At 46.1% G+C, this 21,978-nt stretch carries 21 protein-coding genes; 5 read left to right on the forward strand and 16 right to left on the reverse strand.

Translation table 11 applies throughout. The features are described 5' to 3' along the window. Window positions 1–99: 99 nt before the first annotated feature. Both flgM and H4F65_RS05360 read left to right on the forward strand, forming a co-directional pair. Complete coding sequence (gene flgM / locus H4F65_RS05355) at window positions 100–396, forward strand: flagellar biosynthesis anti-sigma factor FlgM (protein ID WP_010279542.1); 297 nt, start codon at window positions 100–102, stop codon at window positions 394–396. Between the two features lie 5 nt (window positions 397–401). Further along, a complete protein-coding gene (locus tag H4F65_RS05360; RefSeq protein WP_010279539.1) occupies window positions 402–839 on the forward strand; it encodes a flagella synthesis protein FlgN in 438 nt (145 codons plus the stop codon). A 55-nt stretch (window positions 840–894) separates the two neighbouring features. Here H4F65_RS05360 and H4F65_RS05365 read toward each other — a convergent pair whose 3' ends face one another. The 15 genes from H4F65_RS05365 to H4F65_RS05435 form a co-directional block, all read right to left on the reverse strand. Further along, a complete protein-coding gene (locus H4F65_RS05365) occupies window positions 895–1,302 on the reverse strand; it encodes a flagellar protein FlhE (RefSeq protein ID WP_010279536.1) in 408 nt (135 codons plus the stop codon). An 8-nt stretch (window positions 1,303–1,310) separates the two neighbouring features. Next, complete coding sequence (gene flhA, locus H4F65_RS05370; protein ID WP_205536102.1) at window positions 1,311–3,308, reverse strand: flagellar biosynthesis protein FlhA; 1,998 nt, start codon at window positions 3,306–3,308, stop codon at window positions 1,311–1,313. Beyond that, window positions 3,301–4,452, reverse strand: coding sequence for a flagellar biosynthesis protein FlhB (gene flhB, locus H4F65_RS05375; RefSeq protein ID WP_010279529.1), 1,152 nt, complete (start codon window positions 4,450–4,452; stop codon window positions 3,301–3,303). The genes flhA and flhB overlap by 8 nt, the downstream gene beginning before the upstream one ends. Before the next feature lie 244 nt (window positions 4,453–4,696). Next, entirely contained in the window at window positions 4,697–5,341 is a 645-nt protein-coding gene (gene cheZ, locus H4F65_RS05380) for a protein phosphatase CheZ (protein WP_010279523.1), read from the reverse strand. 9 nt (window positions 5,342–5,350) lie between these two features. After that, complete coding sequence (gene cheY / locus H4F65_RS05385) at window positions 5,351–5,740, reverse strand: chemotaxis response regulator CheY (protein WP_010279519.1); 390 nt, start codon at window positions 5,738–5,740, stop codon at window positions 5,351–5,353. A 38-nt stretch (window positions 5,741–5,778) separates the two neighbouring features. Further along, complete coding sequence (locus H4F65_RS05390; protein WP_010279517.1) at window positions 5,779–6,831, reverse strand: protein-glutamate methylesterase/protein-glutamine glutaminase; 1,053 nt, start codon at window positions 6,829–6,831, stop codon at window positions 5,779–5,781. Further along, window positions 6,831–7,703 (reverse strand): protein-glutamate O-methyltransferase CheR, encoded by an 873-nt coding sequence (gene cheR, locus H4F65_RS05395; RefSeq protein WP_010279513.1) that lies wholly within the window; start codon window positions 7,701–7,703, stop codon window positions 6,831–6,833. The genes H4F65_RS05390 and cheR overlap by 1 nt, the downstream gene beginning before the upstream one ends. 512 nt (window positions 7,704–8,215) lie before the next feature. Beyond that, entirely contained in the window at window positions 8,216–9,901 is a 1,686-nt protein-coding gene (locus H4F65_RS05400) for a methyl-accepting chemotaxis protein (RefSeq protein ID WP_010279510.1), read from the reverse strand. 135 nt (window positions 9,902–10,036) lie between these two features. Further along, window positions 10,037–10,534, reverse strand: a complete 498-nt coding sequence (cheW, locus tag H4F65_RS05405; protein WP_010279509.1) for a chemotaxis protein CheW — start codon at window positions 10,532–10,534, stop codon at window positions 10,037–10,039. 31 nt (window positions 10,535–10,565) lie between these two features. Then, window positions 10,566–12,569: a chemotaxis protein CheA gene (cheA, locus tag H4F65_RS05410; protein WP_172645003.1), complete on the reverse strand. Its 2,004-nt coding sequence runs from the start codon at window positions 12,567–12,569 to the stop codon at window positions 10,566–10,568. Window positions 12,570–12,608: 39 nt separating this feature from the next. Then, entirely contained in the window at window positions 12,609–13,664 is a 1,056-nt protein-coding gene (gene motB, locus H4F65_RS05415; RefSeq protein ID WP_010279505.1) for a flagellar motor protein MotB, read from the reverse strand. After that, the gene (gene motA / locus H4F65_RS05420; RefSeq protein WP_010279501.1) at window positions 13,661–14,548 is read right to left on the reverse strand and encodes a flagellar motor stator protein MotA; all 888 of its coding nucleotides are present in this window, start codon (window positions 14,546–14,548) and stop codon (window positions 13,661–13,663) included. The genes motB and motA overlap by 4 nt, the downstream gene beginning before the upstream one ends. A gap of 134 nt (window positions 14,549–14,682) precedes the next feature. Continuing rightward, complete coding sequence (gene flhC / locus H4F65_RS05425) at window positions 14,683–15,261, reverse strand: flagellar transcriptional regulator FlhC (RefSeq protein WP_005970730.1); 579 nt, start codon at window positions 15,259–15,261, stop codon at window positions 14,683–14,685. 3 nt (window positions 15,262–15,264) lie between these two features. Beyond that, window positions 15,265–15,615 (reverse strand): flagellar transcriptional regulator FlhD, encoded by a 351-nt coding sequence (gene flhD / locus H4F65_RS05430; RefSeq protein WP_010279486.1) that lies wholly within the window; start codon window positions 15,613–15,615, stop codon window positions 15,265–15,267. Between the two features lie 818 nt (window positions 15,616–16,433). Beyond that, a complete protein-coding gene (locus H4F65_RS05435; RefSeq protein ID WP_039311745.1) occupies window positions 16,434–17,366 on the reverse strand; it encodes a DMT family transporter in 933 nt (310 codons plus the stop codon). 309 nt (window positions 17,367–17,675) lie between these two features. Between H4F65_RS05435 and H4F65_RS05440 the strand changes: the two genes are divergently transcribed. Continuing rightward, the gene (locus H4F65_RS05440; RefSeq protein WP_010279482.1) at window positions 17,676–19,397 is read left to right on the forward strand and encodes a methyl-accepting chemotaxis protein; all 1,722 of its coding nucleotides are present in this window, start codon (window positions 17,676–17,678) and stop codon (window positions 19,395–19,397) included. Window positions 19,398–19,556: 159 nt separating this feature from the next. Here H4F65_RS05440 and dsrB read toward each other — a convergent pair whose 3' ends face one another. Then, window positions 19,557–19,760, reverse strand: coding sequence for a protein DsrB (dsrB, locus tag H4F65_RS05445; protein ID WP_010279481.1), 204 nt, complete (start codon window positions 19,758–19,760; stop codon window positions 19,557–19,559). Between the two features lie 210 nt (window positions 19,761–19,970). On the opposite strand from dsrB, the gene H4F65_RS05450 reads away from it, so the two are divergent. Further along, the gene (locus H4F65_RS05450; protein ID WP_039311747.1) at window positions 19,971–21,386 is read left to right on the forward strand and encodes a diguanylate cyclase; all 1,416 of its coding nucleotides are present in this window, start codon (window positions 19,971–19,973) and stop codon (window positions 21,384–21,386) included. A gap of 275 nt (window positions 21,387–21,661) precedes the next feature. Beyond that, a complete protein-coding gene (locus H4F65_RS05455) occupies window positions 21,662–21,880 on the forward strand; it encodes a KTSC domain-containing protein (protein WP_010279476.1) in 219 nt (72 codons plus the stop codon). The last annotated feature ends 98 nt before the right edge of the window (window positions 21,881–21,978 follow it).

Consider the following 21,978-nt stretch of genomic DNA (forward strand, 5'->3'; position numbering starts at 1 on the left):
GTCATTACTGATGACGTTTTAAAATTGAACACCAATGTGATGGATATTCCGTAACACATTGATGATTAACCATTTATCCTCAAATAAGAGGGATGTATTATGAGTATTGATCGCACCCAGTCACTGAAGCCGGTCAGTCAAGTTCAGCAACGCGAATCTGGCGATGTCGCTAAAGCTAAACGGAAACAAGCTGAAGCTCAGTCTGAAGTTAGCGCAACACAGGTAAAACTGAGCGACGCACAGGCAAAATTGATGCAACCGGGTACGCAGGACATCGACATGAACCGCGTTGAAACCTTAAAGCAGGCAATTCGTGATGGCTCACTTAAAATTGATGCCGGAAAAATCGCAGATGCGTTGCTTAAAGAGACTCAGGATTTTTTAGCAGGTAATTAATAGTTATGGAAAATCTGCAATCGATTTTGGATCAACTGCTGAGCAACCTACGTGAGCTCGATGTTGTTATGTCCGAAGAGCAAACACTGCTTTGCGCTGGCCATATTAATAGCATCGCACTACAACAGGTAACAGAGAATAAAACGTCTTTGCTGGCGACGATGCAGCATTTGGAAACACAGCGCCATAAAACTGAATCGACTCTTAAGTTGCAAGCGCCTTATGACGGCATTGAAAAGCTGTCGGCTCACTGGCAGCAAGTGCAAGAGTTAACCAGACGTTTGAACGATCAGAATCAGCACAATGGTCTTCTGCTTAGCCGGCATATTGCCTACACGAACGAAGCTATCAATATATTGAAGCCCCGCCATGGTCAGGGACTGTATGGTCCAGATGGTCAGTCTAAAGGTGTAACAGTTGGCGGTAGGAAAATTGCATTCTAAAAGTCTCTGTGTTTTAGGCAGAGACTTTCGATTATCTAAACAGTGACTTAGAAAACTACTTATAGTTTACCGCAATATCGATCGTACGCACGCTGAAGGTGTTATTAATACGACCATTCCCTGCAATGTAGTATACAAAACGAAACTCATTATTAGCTGCTAACCCGTCAAATGCTTGGGTTTTCCCGTCACCACTTCCGTCTAAGTCAACACAGCGCTGCGGCGATTGTGAACACAATTTCACAACAAGACCTACTGGTATCGCTGAATCAATCACTTGCCGCCAATATACTGTCGTAATCGTTTCATCTGGATTAACGGCTATGTTAGGAACAAAAGCTGACGTCGTAATCATTTCACCACGATGATCAAGTTTTATCCCCGTCATACTTCCGTTCCAACTACCTGGCGTCGCGATAGCACAGAGCGGGAATGCCAGCACGACTGCAGCCAGAGAATGCATCATCTTCCTCACTTCTGAGCTTCCCCTATCACTGATGTCATGCGAATCTGGCGATGATCGCTGATTTCTAAATTAGAAAGTACGGCCATGTTTGGCAGACTACGGTGCAGGAACCGGGCAAGCAAGCGATCGGCAAGCCCCGGTTCGAGACCGCCACCTCCTTGAAGCGCCTGTAACAGAAGGCGTTCCAATGAGCCTTCCAAACCGATAACCTGAAGTTCACTATCTCCAGGGAACCACTGCTGGGTAATCGCACGTCCCAAAGCGACCCTAACCACCGTAGTGAGTTCATAAGGATCTGGTTGCACCGGCGCATGTTCAGCCAATGTCTCCATGATGGTACGCATATCCCTAATCGACACCCTCTCGCTAAGCAAATTCTGTAAGACCTTATGCAAAGTCGTTAACGTCACTACGCCCGGAATGAAATCTTCTGTCAGTTTTGGCATTTCCTGCGCAACGCGGTCCATCAATTGCTGAGCTTCCTGCCGTCCAAACAGTTCACTGGCATGCAATGCAATTAAGTGGTTCAGGTGCGTTGCTACTACCGTACTTGCCTCTACGACCGTGAACCCTTGAGCCTGAGCTTGATCTTTGAGAGCATTATCAATCCAAACCGCTGGCAGCCCAAACGCCGGATCCTGCGTGATATCCCCAGACAAAGAGCCAACCGCATTGCCCGGATTGATCGCCATCCAACGACCTGGATGAGCCTCACCGCTACCCACCTCAACACCTTTCATCAATATACGATAGCTGGCAGGCTGAAGTTCCAAATTATCCCGGATATGAACCACTGGCGGTAAGTATCCCATTTCCTGGGCAAACTTCTTTCTGATACTACGAATCCTGCCCAGCAGCTCGCCATCTTGCTGCGCGTCAACCATTGGGATTAATCGATAGCCAACTTCCATACCTAGCGGATCTTCAAGCTGTACGTCAGACCAGCTGGCTTCAATAACCTGATGCTTCTCCATTGATGCTGGTATAGGTTGCATCACGGGTTCTTTTTGCTGTTCTCCACGCATCCACCAGGCAAGCCCTAACAAAGATGCTGTAAATAGCAGAAAGACAAAGTTGGGCATTCCTGGAACCAGACCAATAAGTCCAATAACCGCCGCACTCAGCACCATCACTCGTGGGTTATTGAATAGCTGGGTGACCATCTGCTGGCCAACGTCCTGATCGGTACTCACGCGAGTAACAATGACACCCGCGGCGGTAGAAATAATCAGAGCAGGAATCTGGGCAACCAAACCATCACCGATAGTAAGCAGCGTATAGCTTTCTGCGGCCTGCCCTACCGGCATGTTGTGCTGAACAACACCGACGATTAACCCACCAACGATGTTGATGACCATGATAATCAGTCCGGCAACAGCGTCACCGCGCACGAATTTACTGGCACCGTCCATTGAGCCGTAGAAGTCTGACTCCTGAGTGACTTCAGCACGGCGCTTTTTCGCTTCTTCTTCACCAATGATCCCAGCATTAAGATCGGCATCGATCGCCATCTGTTTGCCTGGCATACCATCCAACACAAAGCGGGCACCGACTTCAGCGATACGTCCAGCACCTTTGGTGATAACCATGAAGTTGATTAAGACAAGAATGATAAAGACCACAATACCAATGGCAAAATTTCCGCCTACCAGAAAGTGACCAAATGCTTCAACAACTTTACCCGCGGCGGCCGTCCCTGTATGCCCTTCCAGTAAAATGATACGGGTAGAAGCAACGTTGAGCGAAAGACGCAATAAAGTAGAAAACAGCAGAATCGTAGGAAACGCAGCAAACTCCAGCGTCCGCTGCGTAAACATTGCAACCAGCAATACCATGATGGACAGTGCAATGTTAAAGGTAAATAACAGATCCAGAATGAATGGCGGCAGCGGCAATACCATCATGGAAAGTATCAGCAGGATCAGTATTGGTCCGGCTAATATTTGCCATTGGGTACCTTTCATATTACTCGGTAAACGAAGCAAAGAGGCCAAATTAGCCATCAGTAGTATTCTCTTTAGCAAAATCCAGTGCATCCGGCACTGGTAGATGTTTCGGTTTTCTAGGAATTAATCCACCTTCCCGCTTCCAGCGTTTCAGTTGATAAACCCAGGCTAAGACTTCTGCAACGGCGGCATACAGCGCAGCCGGAATATGCTGTCCGACCTCTGAATGGCGAAATAACGCTCGCGCCAACGGAGGAGCTTCTAAAATAGGAACGCGATGTTCGGCCCCTAACTCACGAATACGCAGCGCGATCTCACCAGCCCCTTTAGCTAGCACTCTCGGCGCATTCATTTTTTTCTCATCATAACGTAATGCTACCGCATAATGCGTCGGGTTAGTGACTATCACATCAGCCTTAGGCACATCAGCCATCATTCTACGCTGAGCTATTGCTCTCTGCTGCTGACGAATGCGGCCTTTAACATGAGGGTCGCCTTCGTTCTGTTTATGCTCATCACGAATTTCCTGCTTGCTCATTCGCAGCTTTTTGATGTGGCTCCAAACTTGCCAAAACACATCAAAAGCAACCATGGGAATGAGCCCCATGATGATAAGGAAACCACACATCACGGCCAGTTCCAGCGCATCCCCCATCGCCGTAATCGGCGCTTCGGATACCAGATGCAATATCTTCGGCCAGTTATGAATCAAGAAGAAGGTACTAATGATTCCGACCATGACTGATTTCAATATTGCCTTGAAAAGCTCAGCCAGTGATTGGGCGGAAAACAACCGTTTCAGCCCAGAAATAGGATCTAATTTTTTGAAATCAACCTTTAATGATTTGGTACTAAATAATATCCCACCAAGCAGCAAAGGCGCAGACAACGCAACCAACACAGCCCCTAGCAAAATAGGTATCAACGCCGATACCGCCTGACGCAGTAATGAGCCAACATGCCGTAGCATTTGAGTGTCATCACCAATCGTTGCGTAATCAAAATTTAACGACTGTGAGACAATTCTGGCCAATCGGCCAGCCATGGCTTCGCCTCCCATCCACAAAATAGCCAGACCTGCGACCATCATCAGAACAGAAGTCAGCTCTCGCGATCGCGGGATCTGCCCTTCTTCACGCGCCTTTTCCTCTTTTTGGGGGGTGGGGGCTTCTGTTTTTTCTAGATCGCTATCTTCAGCCACTATGGCGTTCCTGTTACGACTTTCGGGATAGGAATTTGCTGCCTAGCATGACAAATACGAGAAAGTTTTATGGCTGGAACAACGAGAAAAACTAACGCTTCTTTAACGCATAGTAAGAATTAAGGGGGAAGGGAAAAACGATTTAGCTATTTATGGCCATAAACACAGGCCATAAATAACCGAGTCATGGTGTTCGTCATCTTTTCAAGAAAGGGAGTGACTTCCTTTCTTGAAGAAAGATTCATTAGAACCCAAGACTATCCAGAAGATCATCAACCTGATCCTGATTGGCAACAATACCTGCGGCACCTTTATCCAACTGAGGTCCATTAAGCAGACCATCATTTGCACGCTTAGGTGCATCTGGTTTTTCTGGAATATTTTCCAGCAACACCATCAGCAGTTGTTTTTCAATCTCCTGGACAACATCCATCATACGCTTGATTACCTGACCAGTAAGGTCCTGGAAATCCTGCGCCATCATAATTTCCAACAACTGAGCATTGGTAAACGAGGTATGCTGTGGTACATCCTCAAGATAGCTACGCGTATCCGTCACTAATTCACGCGCATCTGCCAGTTCAATTGGATTTTCAAACCATTCATCCCAACGGGTTTTCAGGGATTTGGCATCCGCTTCTAGTTGGTTTTGACGTGGTTGTGCAGCTTCTACGCAGTTCAGAGCACGCTCTGCAGCTTGCGCAGTCATCTGGACAACATAGTCAAGGCGATCGCGGGCATCAGGAATAGCCTCTGCTGCTTCTGCTATCGCATTATCCAGACCCAGCTCTTTCAAACTGTCGCGCAGCATACGAGTCAATTGGCCGATACGCGAAATGATCTCGGTTGCTGAAGCTGTGTCGTTCACGGACGGCATATGTGGCGTCATAAGATCCCCTTACATACCCAGTTTTTCGAAAATCTTACTCAGTTTTTCTTCAAGGGTAGCTGCAGTAAATGGTTTAACTACATAGCCGCTAGCACCCGCTTGTGCCGCAGCGATAATGTTTTCTTTCTTCGCTTCTGCCGTTACCATCAGCACGGGAAGGCTGGAAAGCGCGCCGTCAGCACGAATAGTCTGTAATAACTCCAGTCCATCCATATTGGGCATATTCCAGTCAGAAATGACGAAATCAAAAGCACCAGCGCGAAGCTTGTTCAGTGCATCTGCGCCGTCTTCTGCCTCTTCTACGTTATTAAAGCCCAGTTCCTTCAGCAGGTTACGGACAATTCGGCGCATCGTCGAAAAATCATCCACTACCAGAAATCTGAGTTCTTTATCGGCCATACCTACTCCTAAAATATTTATTGCTCACCGAGAGCTGCTTATATACGTAATGCCTGTCCGGCAGAGATTTGTGCCAACATACGCTGGCTCACCTGGTGCAAATCCACCACTTCATCGACGCCACCCATCGCAATCGCTTCACGTGGCATCCCGAAAACCACACAACTTGCTTCATTTTGGGCCAAAGTATAAGCACCAGCCTGATGGAGTTCCAACATGCCGGCAGCCCCATCATTCCCCATCCCAGTGAGGATTACCCCTACGGCATTTCGCCCGGCGTATTGCGCAACCGAACGGAATAACACATCGACTGATGGACGATGCCGATTGACGGGAGGTCCATCATTTAAACGTACTTGATAGTTTGCCCCACTACGAGCCAGTTCAAGATGGCGTGCGCCTGGTGCAATGTATGCATGGCCAGGAAGCACACGTTCCCCATCTTCTGCTTCTTTCACCGTAATCTGACATAGCTTGTTCAAACGCTCGGCGAAAGACTTCGTAAAGCCAGGTGGCATATGCTGTGTGATCAGTAATGCAGGGCTTGTCGGTGGTAGAGGCTGTAATACATGCCGTATCGCTTCCGTTCCCCCCGTTGACGCACCAATCGCGATCAATTTCTCACTACTTAACAGTGGCGTATGCTGAATAATTTTTGTCGGCTCTGCCCCAGTGCTACGTTGCGGCAGACGCGCCTTCGCGGCCATACGAATTTTTTCCGCAATCAGTTCGCTATATGCCAGCATCCCCTCACGGATACCTAACTGAGGCTTGGTGACAAAATCAATCGCACCAAGCTCCAACGCGCGCAGCGTAATTTCTGAGCCTTTTCCCGTCAGGGACGACACCATGACAACAGGCATCGGACGCAAACGCATAAGCTTCTCAAGAAAATCCAACCCATCCATACGAGGCATTTCAACATCAAGAGTTAATACCTGGGGATTGAATTTTTTAATCAAATCACGAGCAACTAATGGATCCGGCGCGGTTGCGACAACTTCCATATCAGAATGGCTATTAATTATTTCAGTCATGATCTGACGCATTAGGGCAGAATCATCAACACATAATACTCTTATCTTGCTCATTATCTTTCCTTAGCCAGTCCATATACAGTTTGCCCACGCAAATAGAACTCGCGACTGATCTGGCTGAAATTCTCTGAATGCCCGGCAAATAACAATCCTCCCGGTTTAAGCATCGGGACGAATCGACGGAGAATACGCTCTTGAGTTTCTTTATCGAAATAAATCATTACATTACGACAAAAAATAGCATCAAATGGCGCAGGAACGGACCAATCAGGTGCGAGCAGATTTAATTGTTGGAAATGCACCATTGACGCAAGCTCAGGGCGAACACGAACCAAACCACTATGTGGCCCAGTACCGCGTAAAAAAAACCGCTGTAATTGCTGTGGAGAAAGAGAGCGCAACTCTTCCTGACGATAGATGCCAGCCGTTGCCTTTTCTAATACCTGAGTATCAATATCGCTGGCCCATACCTGACATCCACTCGCTTTATTACCTAAGACTTCTGCAAGTGTCATCGCCAGCGAATAAGGTTCTTCCCCTGTAGAGGCGGCCGTACTCCAGATGGTGTAGCCATTTGGACGTTTCCTGGCATGCTCAGCCAATATAGGAAAGTGGTGAGCTTCGCGGAAAAACGCCGTCAGGTTAGTGGTTAACGCATTAACAAAGGCTTGCCATTCTGCACTATTAGGATCTGACTCTAATAATGCTAAGTACTGACCGAAATCATTGATTCCAAGCAAACGGAGACGTCTAACCAAACGGTTATAAACCATTTCACGTTTGTGATCGGCCAGAACAATGCCGGCACGCTGATATATTAGTTGACTGATTCGCCGGAAATGGGTGTCCGACAACGGCAATCTATCAACCATCTGCGTCAGAATAGAGGCAGATTCAGGGCGATTTTGTGACGGTGAACTTTTCATATCAAACCGCTCGAATAGTGTTTTTTGCTATGGTTTTTTTCAATCTGAACTTTCCTTTACAGCTAACGCAGGTTTTTATTGTCATTCGCCAATTACTCATCGCATTACGATTAAAACTGACACTGTATTGGTAATACACCCCGCAAGTTCTGCAAACTGAACAGGTCAGCGTGTTCGTTCTACCAAAGCCACATGCTGTCGGGTGGCGTCGTCCCTCTCATCACAGCTGTGCTACCTGCTTTATTATTTGGCTTTAATACCAAAACCAGCCTCACCCCATCATATCCATAACATAAGTTACAGATTGAACAATATCATGAATTACCCTGCTTCAAAGCACCGTGTGCTGTATTACTCACCAATCTCAAGTGTGCACCGATCAATTACTCGCATGTTCATTTTTCTAAATTATGGCGAGTCAACAATCACCCAGCCACCTACACGTAAGCGGCTGGGGATTAGCTCAGTGTCCCTACAGCTTGAGTTACTTATAGCCTATATGACGATTCTGATCAGAACGTTTCCCAATTATCATTTGATAAACCTTCTTTCGCTTTCTTACCACCATTCGCTGATGAAGCTAACAATGCAGGTTTTTGGCCTGCTGTCGCCGGTGTCGTCCTTCTAAACGAACCCGCATCTTCAGAGAGGCGGAATACGGCAACAGCCTGATTCAACACTTTCACCTGTTCTTCCAATGCAACAGCCGCAGCGGCAGATTCTTCAACCAAGGAGGCGTTTTGCTGCGTAACCCGATCCATCTCAGTTACCGCCTGGCCGACCTGATCAATACCTTTGCTTTGCTCATCAGAAGCCGAGGCGATTTCACCCATAATATCCGTTACACGAGTGACAGCACTGACGATTTCACCCATCGTCTCGCCCGCACTTTCAACCAGTACAGAACCTTCATCGACTCGGCTGACAGAATCTTCAATCAAACTTTTAATTTCTTTCGCAGCCTGCGCACTACGCTGTGCCAAATTACGGACTTCACCTGCCACAACCGCAAACCCACGGCCTTGTTCCCCTGCTCTGGCTGCTTCAACCGCCGCATTCAGCGCAAGAATGTTGGTCTGGAAAGCAATACCATCAATCACACTAGTAATATCGGCAATTTTTTGCGAACTTCCAGCAATATTGTGCATGGTTTTGACAACATTATCGACGACCTTGCCGCCCTTCTGCGCCGTCTCTGAGGCACTCAGCGCCAACTGGCTGGCCTGACGAGCATTTTCCGCATTCTGTTTAACTGTTGCGGTCAACTGCTCCATGCTTGCTGCCGTTTCTTCTAATGAAGCAGCCTGTTGCTCGGTACGCGATGAAAGATCGTTATTACCAGCGCTAATTTCTGTAGCACCGGTATAAATGGCATCGGCACCTTGTCGAACCGCACTAACCGTTGAAACAAACTCACTTTGCATATGGCGAATACTGTCAGCCAGAATGCCCATTTCATTGCTGCTGTGGAAGTTAGTCGTTTTTGTCAGATCGCCTTTCGCAATATGACGAATATGTTCAACAATATTATTTAGCGGCCTTATTAATAGCTGTTGAATACCAACCCAGGAAATCAGCGCTAACGCAAAAACCAACACTATAATGAAGCCAAGGATCCAGAGCGCCGAGTCGTAAGCTGCATCATTTTTAGCTATACCAGCCTGATAAAGTTTGTCGCTTTCAGCTTTATAGGCGTAATACGCTTTTTCAAAGTTGTCTTGAAAACTCTGTGTTGGTTGCTCAACGAACTTCTTAAATTCCCCTGCATTCAAAAACTGAATTAATTCAGTTAATGCACCGTTCAGAGCCACATAATTCTCTTTTACGCCCCGAGTAACGCTTTCGTCCTGACGCGCATCCTGCGGTACTTTTTCATAGCGGGAGAAAAAATCATTTGCGACAGACAGTTGCCTTTGAGCAGAGACCAGAAGCTCTTTACCGCCAGCACCCGCACCCGTACCGCTTGCATCGAGTGCAAAACGCGTCCCCGCGCGGTTAAGTGTATTGCGAGTCTGTAATAAATATGACCATGCTGAATCAAGCTCGGAACGCTTTTGGTTAATAATCTGCGTTGAACTGAAGATATCCTTATCATTTTTTAATGCACTGAAGAATAAACCACCAGAAATAAGCTGAAGTGCTCCAAACAACACCAGTACAAGCATCAGACCTGTAACAACTTTTATACGGTTAAACATATAACGCCTTTTGAGTAGACCAACCACCGATGATATCGGCATTATTCTGGATATCTTTACGAATTTCTGAACTGACAAGGATATGACTAAGGAAGGTTTTCGGGGCCACTTTCGTAGCCCCTGAAGGCCGATAGATTAGACTTTCAATACGCTATCAACCAGCGCCATTTCTTCGCTACTCAACAGTTTCTCGATATCAACCAGAATCAGCATTCTCTCGCCCAGAGAACCTAAACCAGTCAGGTATTCTGTTGACAGCGTTACAGCAAACTCCGGCGCGGGACGAATTTGGTCTGCGGTCAATGACAACACATCAGACACGCCATCTACAACAATCCCGACAACGCGCTGACCAAGGTTGAGAACAATAACAACCGTGTTGTCATCGTATTCAACATCCTGCTTGGCGAATTTAATGCGCAAGTCAACGATCGGTACAATGACACCGCGTAGGTTGGTGACACCTTTAATGAAGGACGGTGTGTTGGCAATACGCGTTACCTGGTCATAACCGCGAATTTCTTGTACTTTTAAAATGTCAACGCCGTACTCTTCGTCACCCAGCGTAAAAATCAGGAATTCCTGTCCTACTGTTTCGCCAGTTAATTTCGTGACGCTTGCAAGTCCAGTCATGTTTTCCACCCTTTATTAACGATCTGTTTTATTAAGCAGCAGTTTCAACCGCACGCTTTTCACGATTAAGCGCTTGTAACGCTGAAACATCCACAATCAGCGCAACGCTGCCATCACCAAGGATGGTAGCGGCTGAAACGCCTGGCACCTTGCGATAATTACTTTCCAGGTTTTTGACGACAACCTGATGCTGCCCAATCAGCTGATCGACCAGCAAGGCATAACGTCGACCCGCACTTTGCAGAATAACGACAATACCCTGAGTAGCATCCGTCTTAGCGCCATCCACATCAAAGATATGGAACAGTTCAACGAGAGGTAAATATTCACCACGAACCTGCAATACCCTTTCTCCGCCAGCTAACGGATACAGGTCTTCCGACTGCGGCTGCAAGGATTCCATCACGGCATTAAGCGGTAGAATAAAGACTTCGTTGTTAACTTTAACGGACATGCCATCAAGGATCGCAAGCGTTAATGGCAACAGGATTCTGATCGTCGTGCCTTTTCCAGCCTGGAAGTGGATTTCGACATGACCACCCATTTCCTGAATATTTCGCTTCACTACGTCCATGCCGACACCACGGCCAGAAACGTCCGTGACTTTCTCCGCGGTTGAAAAGCCTGGAGCAAAGATCAACATGCCCACTTCTTCATCAGACATCGAGTCATTCACCGCTAAACCTTGGGACAAGGCTTTAGCCAGAATTCTCTCGCGGTTGAGTCCTGCCCCATCGTCGATAACCTCAATACAGATGTTACCGCCCTGATGTTCCGCAGAAAGCGTCAAGTTACCCACCGCAGACTTACCTGCAGCTACGCGTTTATCTGGAGATTCAATACCGTGATCGAGACTGTTACGCACCAGGTGCGTCAGAGGATCGATAATACGTTCAATCAAACTCTTATCCAGCTCAGTCGAACTCCCCATCAGCGTTAGTTCAACCTGCTTATCCAATTTCGCAGCCAGGTCACGAACCAATCGAGGGAAACGGCTAAATACATATTCCATCGGCATCATACGGATGGACATAACCGATTCTTGCAGATCGCGGGCGTTACGTTCCAACTGGCCCATACTGTTGAGCAGATCGCCGTGTGCCACAGGATCGAGTTCACTGGAGCGCTGCGCCAGCATGGACTGCGTAATCACTAACTCACCAACGAGGTTGATAAGCTGGTCAACCTTCTCAACTGCTACACGAATACTGGTATCACCGGTTTTTGCTTTATTTTTTCCATTTTCCGGTGCAGCTTGCGGTTTTGCAGCAACTGGCGCAGACGGGGCCACCGGAGCAGCGGCGACGGGTGCTTCAACTACAGCTAATGTCTCTACGGCTTCAGCAACGGCAGGTTGGCTGGCCACGGCAGATTTGAAGCTGATTTGCTCAGGTTCAAGTACAAAACACAGTACTGCGCTAATATCGTCTTCGCTTTCAGACGTGACCAATGTCACTTCTACGCTAGTGTCAGTCTGGTGAGGATCTTTAACCGTCCCCAGATTGCCAAGCTCTTCCAGCATCTGAGGTATTTCCTGAGACTTCAGGCCAGTTAATGCGATACGCATTTCACCTTTACCTGCACCGTTAGATGCTGAGCTGGCAGAGTGCTGTGTTGCAGCCGGCGCATCAGTCTGTGCAGCATCACCATCGGCTTTAGACTCCAGAGCAAGCTGGCGCAAGGCCTGACAGATATACTCAAAGCTTTCAGCATTGGGTTCCTGTGCGGTTTTATAAGCGTCCAACTGATCCTGCATAATGTCTTTTGTTTCCAGAAACAGGTTGATGATATCAGTGCTAAGACGCATTTCGCCACGTCTTGCCCCATCGAGTAGGTTTTCTAACAGGTGCGTAGTTTCCTGCAGTACTTTAAAACCGAATGTGCCAGCCCCCCCTTTTATGGAGTGGGCAGCACGGAAAATCGCATTCAATTGCTCGGTGTCGGGTTCTGACGGATCTAACAACAATAAGTGTTGTTCCATATCGGCCAGTAATTCATCTGCTTCATCAAAGAACGTTTGATAGAAAGCACTCATGTCCATGCTCACGTGGTCACCTCTGCTGTGAATCGCGGCTTATTGAGAAGGCGTCGCCTGGCTATCGGGCGCAGCAGGCAACGCGGTGGTTGGCTGCTGACGCTCTGGAGCAGGAACTCCATTAGTTGGTTGTGGCGATGCCCCACCACTTCCACTCGTATTGTTGTTATCACTATTTTCGGCAGCCGGAGTGGTAGGTTTAGGCTTATCCAACTCCATATTTTGTAAATTTTCCACCTTGTCTATATTTACAGCAGAGCTTTCTGCATTTTCTTCTTCAATATCTTTTTGAGCTTGCCTGCTCAACACCAGCAAACTGATGCGTCTGTTAATCGCATCATTTCCACCTGTCGCCTGTTTGAGGCTCATTGTCGCAGCCATACCCACAACGCGCAAAACTTTTCCATCAGACAAGCCCCCAAAAATAAGTTCTCGACGTGATGCATTGGCACGATCTGCGGACAATTCCCAGTTACTATAACCACGTTCCCCTGTCGTATACTGAACATCGTCGGTATGGCCTGAGATACTCAGTTTATTAGGGAAATCGTTCAGGATAGGAGCTATCGCACGCAGGATATCTCGCATATAGGGCTCAACCTGCGCGCTCCCGGTTTTAAACATGGGGCGATTTTGACTATCGATGATTTGGATACGTAACCCTTCATCAATCATTTCAATTAACAGATGTGGACGAAGTGCACGTAAGCGAGGATCGGCCTCAATTAACTGATCCAGACGTTCACGCAATCTATTGAGTCGAACCTCGTCCAGCTTCTTTTCTACATTATCTGTCTTGATGGCCTTTTTCACTTCACCATCTTGCTGAGTGGGGTCATTCCCCCCCCCCGGAATCGGGCTGGAACTGTCGCTTGATTTAGAACCTGAAGTTAACGCAACCTTTAATGGAGTACGGAAGTACTCTGCGATTTGGGCTAGCTGCATTGGCGTAGAAATTGCGATAAGCCACATTACAAGAAACAATGCCATCATTGCTGTCATGAAGTCAGCGTAGGCAATCTTCCAGGAGCCACCGTGGTGGCCCCCATGTCCAGACTTACGCTTCTTGCGAATAATGGGATGCTGATGTTTCATGCGTTACTGTCCGACGCTTGCTGAGTCGGCGATTTCACACGACGAATGTGCTCTTCCAATTCGGTAAAGGAAGGACGCTCCGTTGAGTACAGCGTTTTACGACCGAATTCAACGGCAATTTGCGGAGCGTAACCATTGAGGCTCGACAGTAAAGTGACTTTAATGCACTGCAATACTTTGATTTTTTCTGCATTTTTTTGACGCAGCAACGCGGCTAATGGGGAGACAAAACCGTAGGCAAGTAGAATCCCCAGGAAGGTACCCACCATGGCGTGAGCGATCATCATCCCCAACTCAGCTGCGGGCCGGTCAACATAGGCCAGTGAGTGAACAACCCCCATAACGGCAGCGACGATACCAAATGCAGGAAGACCGTCACCCATCATCGTCAAGCTGGACGCTGGCACTTCACTTTCATGTTCAATAGTCTCGATCTCTTCATCCATCAGCGTTTCAATCTCAAACGCATTCATGTTACCGCTGACCATCAAACGCAAATAATCGGTAATAAACTCAACAACGGTGTTGTCAGCAAGAATATTCGGATAGCTTGAGAAGATTTCACTCTCACGAGGATTATCAATATCAAACTCCAGGGAAAGCATCCCTTGCTGGCGGGATTTGGCCATCACTCGAAAGAGTAAGGCCATGAGGTCCATATACAGTGCTTTATTGTACTTGGAACTTTTGACCAAAAGAGGGAGTGCACGTAGTGTTGCTTTTATCGCCTTTCCATTGTTACCAACGATGAAAGCACCTAACGCTGCACCACCGATGATCAGCAGCTCCGAAGGTTGATAAAGCGCACCCAAGGCCCCACCGACCATGAGATAACCGCCGAGTATCGAGGCCACAATTACGATATAACCCAATATAACCAGCACAAGAAATCCTTATAATAAAAAAGGTGGGCGGAAAGAGAGATAAAACTGCGGAGCCGTAGCCAGGACGTTCTAGAGGAAGAAATCTATCACCGCCTTCACAACCAACAGTGATAGATTCACAAATCGCTACAGGCTCAGACTGCGTGTTTTACCTGTTCATCCAGCAGTTGAGGTATTATATCGGCAAGATTTTGCGAAAGTTTACGCCTTTTTACCGCTCTAGAAGGGGGTTGGCACAAACTACAAACAAAACTGTTTTTAGGTTGATGAGCGTGAGTAATGAACATCCCTTTGCAGCAATTGCATGACGATAGTTGCAGCATGCCGCTGTCAACAAAACGGACTAATGTCCAAGCCCGCGTCAATGCCAACAGTGGAGAATCGCTCTGCGGCGCACACTGTTCCAGGTAAAGTCGATAAGATTTAATAACCGCTTCAACACCGCTACACTGCCCATTCTTGATTAAAAAACTGTAAGCGTTGTAGAACATTGATGAATGAATATTCTGTTCCCAGGTCATAAACCAATCCGTTGAAAAAGGTAGCATTCCCTTGGGCGGCGGACTTCCTCTAAGTTCTTTGTACAGTTTAATCAAACGTCCGCGACTTAACTGAGTTTCACTTTCCAGCATCTGTAAACGAGCACCGAGCGAAATGAGCTCCATCGCCAATTGGATGTCTTTCGCCTCCTGAACAATACTTTTCTCCGCCATTACTTATGCCCTTTTCTTAGGCAGGTTTTCTTCTTTCGAAGTTAACTGTTGTAATAAGTTACTCGACAACAAAATCCCCGTATGAATTTGTTGCAAATCATCCACACGTGATTCCTGAGTCAAGACTTTGATTGTATTGTGATCGTTAAAACGAAAATGGCATATCAGTTGGTTAGTTTCTGCCAGTTTCACCATCTGCGGTAAAGTCAGTTGCATCAAGATATCTGCCATCTCGTCATTGATTCCAAGACGAAACATCGCAGAAGCTTTTTCATCATTAATTAAGCGTTGCGCCAGTAACAAATAAGACAGATTAATGTCATAAATGTGTTTGAGTAATTCAGAGGTACCCATATTTCCCATCCCGACAGGCTATGTTTAAAACATAAGTTAGGTGATAGACCATATCGCCCAGTTCGAAAATCACTCTCCATTGATGGCATAAAAAACTATCGGTGCCAGATACTGCGAGTTACTACTTATCATTTCTTATTCGGGCAATCGTTACTTGCCAACTTTGCGCATCACGCTGAGAATCCGTTCATCCGTTGCTTTTTAGTTCCACCCTGAAGACTTGCTTCAACCAAAGCATAGGATTAATCCTAAAACAGCGCAACTGTACCGCCTAATCCGTAGCACATACAACGCGACGGAAGAATGATTTTGGCCATTATGTGATACAGATCACACAAATGAAAGCATTATGAGCTAAACCCTGTCTGGTCAGATCACTTTTATGCCTATTTTCCCGCCAAAACCGCACACTAAACGTTACAAAAAAAGAGCATTGAAAATAATAAAAAAGAAACAATTTGCTTGCTATATAAATGATAGATATACAAAAAATCCCTTGCGCTCAGAACACACTCCTTTATGTAAGTTTATACCTTTCACGAAAAACTTACACTTTTTACCCAAAAAACTCTTAACCACATGTTATGAAGCAACATTTATCTATCCTCTGCCAGGACACAGCCGCAACGACAACAAATCATACCGCTCTCGTCGCAAAAGGTGGTTAAACATTACGGTATTGATATTAAAGAAATTAGTGATTGCCAGGGATTCAGTACAAGCACTGCAGCATGACGTTACTCACGGCTTCAACGATCTCAAACATCACGCTACAGACAGTCCCTTCAGGAGGATAGATGAATGGGTGATAAGGGTATTTACCGATCGCTTTTAACAATTCGATTAACCAGCCAAATACCTGAGCATACCAACACCAGTGCAAAGAAATATTTCCACTCCAGAATGCTTTCATTAAGAAACAGTGCTGACAACAGCGTACCAGAGACCGGGATAAGGAAATTAAATGGTGCGACCATACCGACCCGATTATATTTCAGCAATTGGCTCCATAATGAAAAAGCGACTGAAGAAAGCAAAATAAGGTAGCCTAGCATCAGTACGGCTTTCCAATCCGGTATGATGAGTGTCCCGCCAGTACAGTACCCTGATATCGTTAAAACGATCCCGCCAATAGCCAGTTGGTAACCGGTCATTACGGTTGGATCCATCGTTTGTGATATACGCTTACCATATATAGTAGATGCAGACAAAATAAATGCGGCAATAACAACGAAGCCATCACCTAACAGCGTAAAACCAATATTCATTCCGTTGCTGTTGATATTAACAACCATTACACCGGCAAAACCTAATATACAACCAATTAGCTTGTTGATATTTAATTTATCATTTTGGTATAAATAATGAGCAAGCAGTACGCTGAAAAAAGTACTGGTTGCATTCATGATCGAACCTTTAACGCCGGTGGTATAAGCCAGACCGATGTAGAAAAAAACATATTGCAACGATGTCTGGAATATTCCCAGTGTGGTCAACTGAACTAACTGTCCACGCTGAAATCGCCCGATGGAACGTCCGCTTAGCACAGCAAGTACCAAAAGCAACAGCCCAGCGAACGCGAACCGGTAGCCTGCAAAAACGAGTTTTCCAGGAATATCATCATCTGCAATGTGAAACAGCTCATAGCCATTTTTAATTGCCGGATAAGCACTTCCCCAGAGCAAACAGCATAATGTGGCGATAAAAAAAACAACTTTTTTATCAGAAAAAAAATGCGTGCGCTTTTCCAAGAAAAATTCCTCCGAAGATAGATTTGCCATAATAGCGTTGAACCTCAAACAAATAAAGTTAGGAGGTAGACTCTTTATTTTTTATTATCAATCTGTATGATTTCGCATCACGTATTTCTCTTTTCTTTTTAAAGAGTTAAAAACGTGATCGGGATCGCACCGAATTTGATTAAGGTTTCTCAATATATGCCGATTATCTTTTACATTGGCTGTTTAGCTAATGAATTGTCATTAATGTAGACACTAAAACCTAAACGCCAATGCCGCAGCGAGTGGCATGGTAAATCATAAATTCCTGAGAATGAGCGAATGGATATGAAAATAACGTCAAGGTCTGAGCAGCACGCCGAGGCCGGCATGCTGAGCAATTTACGGCTAGTTCCCTTATTCATCATTATTCTGGGTGGTATCATGCTGTTATTTGCAGCATCTATCGGCACATCCAGCTATTTTCTACAAAGCAGCAATCAATCATTAGACGACGTCACACAAGAAATCGATACCCGAATGGGGATCTCAAACAGTTCCAACCACCTTCGCACCGCACGTCTGCTGCTCATTCAGGCCGCAGCGGCGGCTCGTATTGGCGACTCTCAGGTCTTCAATGACAACCTGAAACAGGCTGAGCAGCGCCTGGAACAATCAAAAAAAGCCTTCCTTGTCTATGAACAACGCCCGGTTAAAACACCTCAAGATATGGCGTTGGACGGCGATCTGCGTAAATCCTATGACGCTTATGTCAATCAAGGCCTTATGCTGATGCTCACTGCAGCAAAAGAAGGGCTGTTTGAAGAGGTCATCACCCTCGAATCCGAAGAAACCCGGGTTTTAGATTTGGCCTATAATAAATTTTTGCTAGAGGCTGTCGCTTATCGCACGCAAAGAGCGAAAGAATTAAACGAAACAGCGCATAAAAATGCCCTGCTTGGATATTCGTTGATGGGCGGCAGCTTTGCGCTGGCCACTATTTTAACGCTTCTGACGTTCTTCCTGCTCCGCAGTATCCTCATCAAACCAATAAATCAATTGGTCCTGAGAATTCAGCGTATTGCGCAAGGCGATTTGACTCAACTATCTGACCGTTATGGCAGGAATGAAATTGGCACGCTAGCCAGCAACGTTCAGCAAATGCAGTCTTCTCTGGTCACTACCGTCACAACCGTTCGGGAAAGTGCAGACTCTATTTATCAAGGTTCTACGGAGATTTCATCCGGTAACACCGACCTTTCCTCGCGAACCGAACAGCAAGCCGCAGCACTTGAACAAACTGCGGCAAGCATGGAGCAATTAACCGCAACCGTGAAGCAAAACTCAGAAAATGCACACCATGCCAGCCAGCTCGCGGCAAATGCTTCAGGAAAGGCCAAACAAGGCGGTGAGATCGTTGCAAATGTTGTGAACACGATGAACAGTATTTCAGGTAGCTCAAAAAAAATATCTGAAATTACCAGCGTTATTAACAGCATTGCTTTCCAAACGAATATTCTCGCACTAAATGCGGCAGTTGAAGCAGCCAGAGCGGGAGAGCAAGGTCGCGGTTTTGCCGTCGTAGCAAGTGAAGTTCGCAGCCTCGCACAGCGCAGTGCACAAGCCGCAAAAGAGATAGAAACGCTGATTTCTGAATCGGTAAATCTGGTCAACAGTGGCTCTGTTCTGGTTGATAACGCGGGTCAAACCATGAAAGAGATCGTCGATGCCGTCACTAACGTCACCGACATCATGGGGGAGATTGCTTCCGCTTCTGACGAACAAAGTCGGGGAATTACTCAGGTTGGTCAGGCGATATCCGAAATGGACAGCGTGACACAGCAGAATGCTTCGCTCGTGCAGGAAGCCAGTGCTGCAGCGGCATCGTTGGAAGAGCAAGCAGCATTGCTCACGCGTGCCGTTGCGACATTTAAGTTATCCAGCCATTTATCAAGTAGCCATTCAGCTCCTGTTCGGCCAAACGCTCTCGCCGCTAAGGACCGCTCATCACTCGCCCTGCCCCGTCAGGCTAATACAGAAAACGGTAACTGGGAAACGTTCTAATACTGGAGAAAGCAACAAGCGCATGCCCCGGCGGAAGCTTACTCAAGTAGGTGACCGGGGTGAGCCAGAGAAGCCAACGCACATGCAGCTTGAAGTATGACGGGTATAACAGCGAGCATTGTTCACTCGAACAATGCTCGTATATCGACATGTTCCCCTTTACTCTTTTTCTGGCAAGACCTTTGGCTCAACAAACGTCCCGTCTTTGCTGTCAACCTCATTGAAAAACCAGACACCAGCTGGGTAATCTTTTAATGCAACTAAATACATAATCCCTTCCTGAAACGTTTCTACAGCAAGAATCGTCCCTTCCCGGCGCGCCTTTCCATCAGTTTTAACCGTAACCAGATCATTAACTTTCATAAATTTATCTCAAAATAGCTTCTAACATCAAAAAAACAGCATTATCATTTACGACTACGGTAGGAATAGTACCTGCATGAAATGATTAATTTTATTTGTTTTTAACAACGCCATATTGACCCTCTCTGTCATTACATATCAATTATTCAGGCAAAAAATTGATCGTTTCTATCCTAGTACATCCGACATATTCGCAAAAGAGATTAAAAGTTGAACGAACTATTGAACGTTAATGAACAGAGAGATAACGGTGAGTCAGACTACAATCAAGTCATAACATCAGAATGGATGCAATTGATAGCCACAACCTCACAAAAATCTTTTAATCTACTGCGAACCCTCGCCGCTCAGAAAGCCTCCGAGTTTGCTGACGCGTTCTACTCCTACATGCTCCAAGATCAAGACGCTTCCCTGTTTCTTTCCAGCCAGCAAGTCCACGATCGACTCCATGGTTCGATGAGCAAATGGATAGTGGATATTTTAACGAATACCGGAGATAGTCTGGCTGACCTGATTAATCATCAAAAGAAAATTGGTCAAATTCATGCGCGTATTGGTATTCCCGTCGATCTGGTTGAGCGCGGAGCCCGGCGTTTAAAATGGCACCTTTATGAAGACATCGCACAGGTGACAGAGGATAAAACGCTATGCTTTGATGCGATGCGTTTTGCCTCTATCTCTATGGATATTGCCATCGAGATAATGAGCAAAACCTATTCACAATCGCACGATCTGGCAGCCAAAAATGAAGAATCCTATCGGCTATTTTCTATTCTGGAAAATTCCAGCATGGAGAGAGAGCGTCAAAATGCATCGCTGTTAAATTGGGAAAATGCCTTTATTTTTAGTGTTGCCACTGGTACGCCTCTTTCCAGTATCCAGGACCTGAGTGATTCAGAGTTTGGCCTGTGGTTTAACCATAAGGGGAAATCCAGTTTCAGTAATATTAAGGGTATACGCACTATCGCCTCAATCATGACGGAAACGGATGACTATATTCGCGATCATAGTACTACCGCACTACTGACACAGCAGGATTACGCCCCGCTACTTAAAACGGTCAGAAGCAAAATTTATAAAATAAATATGCTGCTGGGATCGCTATTTGACGAAGTCCAAAAACTGGAAAGCGGTAAGGATACATTGACCCTTCTGTTAAATCGTCGCTTCCTGCCAACCATCCTTAGACATGAAATATCGCTGGCAATGCACTCAAACACCTCGCTCAGCATCGCCATGATTGATATTGACCATTTTAAAACCGTGAATGACACATATGGCCATGCCGCTGGCGATAGCATCCTGAAAAGGATTGCAGAAGTGCTATATGGGAGCACGAGGAACAGCGACTATGTTTTCCGTTACGGCGGAGAAGAATTCATGATCGTGCTTATTGAAACGCCTAAAGTCGCCGCCCACACCATCATCGAGCGGCTGAGGAAGAAAATCCAGGATCACCCTATTTATCTTCAAAACGGTGAAAGCGTTACGATGACCATAAGCGCAGGCATCGCTGTCTATAGCGGTCATCCCGATTATGAATGCTTGATAAAGGCAGCAGACGATGCGCTCTATCAGGCCAAGGCCAACGGCAGAAACAGGATCGAATACGCGCCGGAAGAATAATCATTTTATCTCGTTGCAAACCTGCACTTCAGGTCATAGCTGAAAAGAATAGCCCGCTATTCATCATCGCAGGTTTGCACCATTCCCTCACCAAGCAGATGAATTCCCCTTCATTGAACAAATTCACAGCATGAAAACGATAAACCAACGATTTTACTAACCAACCCGCCAAAAATTTGATACATATTCAATAAATAAGCATGATCGTCGACAATATGTCATGCAGTGAATCTTTTTATAGTTTGATCTTATTTTGCACAAGGGAGGAACGAGCATTGCAGCGACAGCAGGTTTTATCGTCACGAATTTATTCCATTGGATACGATCCAAAGACGCACAACCTTGAGATAGAATTTCATAATAAAGATATCTATCAATATGTTGGCGTGCCTGAGTCTATCTATAAAAAATTTATTTCTGACGCTGTCGTCTCTAAAGGCCGTTTCTTTGATGGCGTGATAAAAGATAAGTTTTTATGCCGTAAAATCAGATAGATAAGAAACAACCAATAACAACACTGGAATTTATCGCCGTTCCCTAACGGCGATGTAAAACGTCGCTTTACGCAACATCTGTTTGCTAGTTAATCTCT

This window comes from Pectobacterium brasiliense (assembly GCF_016950255.1).
In the GTDB taxonomy this organism is placed as follows: Bacteria; Pseudomonadota; Gammaproteobacteria; order Enterobacterales; family Enterobacteriaceae; genus Pectobacterium; species Pectobacterium brasiliense.

What these genes read in the sequence shown, in the direction of transcription:
- flgM (WP_010279542.1), top strand. Translation starts at nt 100, where the DNA reads ATGAGTATTGATCGCACCCAGTCACTGAAGCCGGTCAGTCAAGTTCAG.
- H4F65_RS05360 (WP_010279539.1), top strand. Translation starts at nt 402, where the DNA reads ATGGAAAATCTGCAATCGATTTTGGATCAACTGCTGAGCAACCTACGT.
- H4F65_RS05365 (WP_010279536.1), bottom strand. Translation starts at nt 1,302, where the DNA reads ATGCATTCTCTGGCTGCAGTCGTGCTGGCATTCCCGCTCTGTGCTATC.
- flhA (WP_205536102.1), bottom strand. Translation starts at nt 3,308, where the DNA reads ATGGCTAATTTGGCCTCTTTGCTTCGTTTACCGAGTAATATGAAAGGT.
- cheZ (WP_010279523.1), bottom strand. Translation starts at nt 5,341, where the DNA reads ATGACGCCACATATGCCGTCCGTGAACGACACAGCTTCAGCAACCGAG.
- cheY (WP_010279519.1), bottom strand. Translation starts at nt 5,740, where the DNA reads ATGGCCGATAAAGAACTCAGATTTCTGGTAGTGGATGATTTTTCGACG.
- H4F65_RS05390 (WP_010279517.1), bottom strand. Translation starts at nt 6,831, where the DNA reads ATGAGCAAGATAAGAGTATTATGTGTTGATGATTCTGCCCTAATGCGT.
- cheR (WP_010279513.1), bottom strand. Translation starts at nt 7,703, where the DNA reads ATGAAAAGTTCACCGTCACAAAATCGCCCTGAATCTGCCTCTATTCTG.
- H4F65_RS05400 (WP_010279510.1), bottom strand. Translation starts at nt 9,901, where the DNA reads ATGTTTAACCGTATAAAAGTTGTTACAGGTCTGATGCTTGTACTGGTG.
- cheW (WP_010279509.1), bottom strand. Translation starts at nt 10,534, where the DNA reads ATGACTGGACTTGCAAGCGTCACGAAATTAACTGGCGAAACAGTAGGA.
- cheA (WP_172645003.1), bottom strand. Translation starts at nt 12,569, where the DNA reads ATGAGTGCTTTCTATCAAACGTTCTTTGATGAAGCAGATGAATTACTG.
- motB (WP_010279505.1), bottom strand. Translation starts at nt 13,664, where the DNA reads ATGAAACATCAGCATCCCATTATTCGCAAGAAGCGTAAGTCTGGACAT.
- flhC (WP_005970730.1), bottom strand. Translation starts at nt 15,261, where the DNA reads ATGGCGGAGAAAAGTATTGTTCAGGAGGCGAAAGACATCCAATTGGCG.
- flhD (WP_010279486.1), bottom strand. Translation starts at nt 15,615, where the DNA reads ATGGGTACCTCTGAATTACTCAAACACATTTATGACATTAATCTGTCT.
- H4F65_RS05440 (WP_010279482.1), top strand. Translation starts at nt 17,676, where the DNA reads ATGGATATGAAAATAACGTCAAGGTCTGAGCAGCACGCCGAGGCCGGC.
- dsrB (WP_010279481.1), bottom strand. Translation starts at nt 19,760, where the DNA reads ATGAAAGTTAATGATCTGGTTACGGTTAAAACTGATGGAAAGGCGCGC.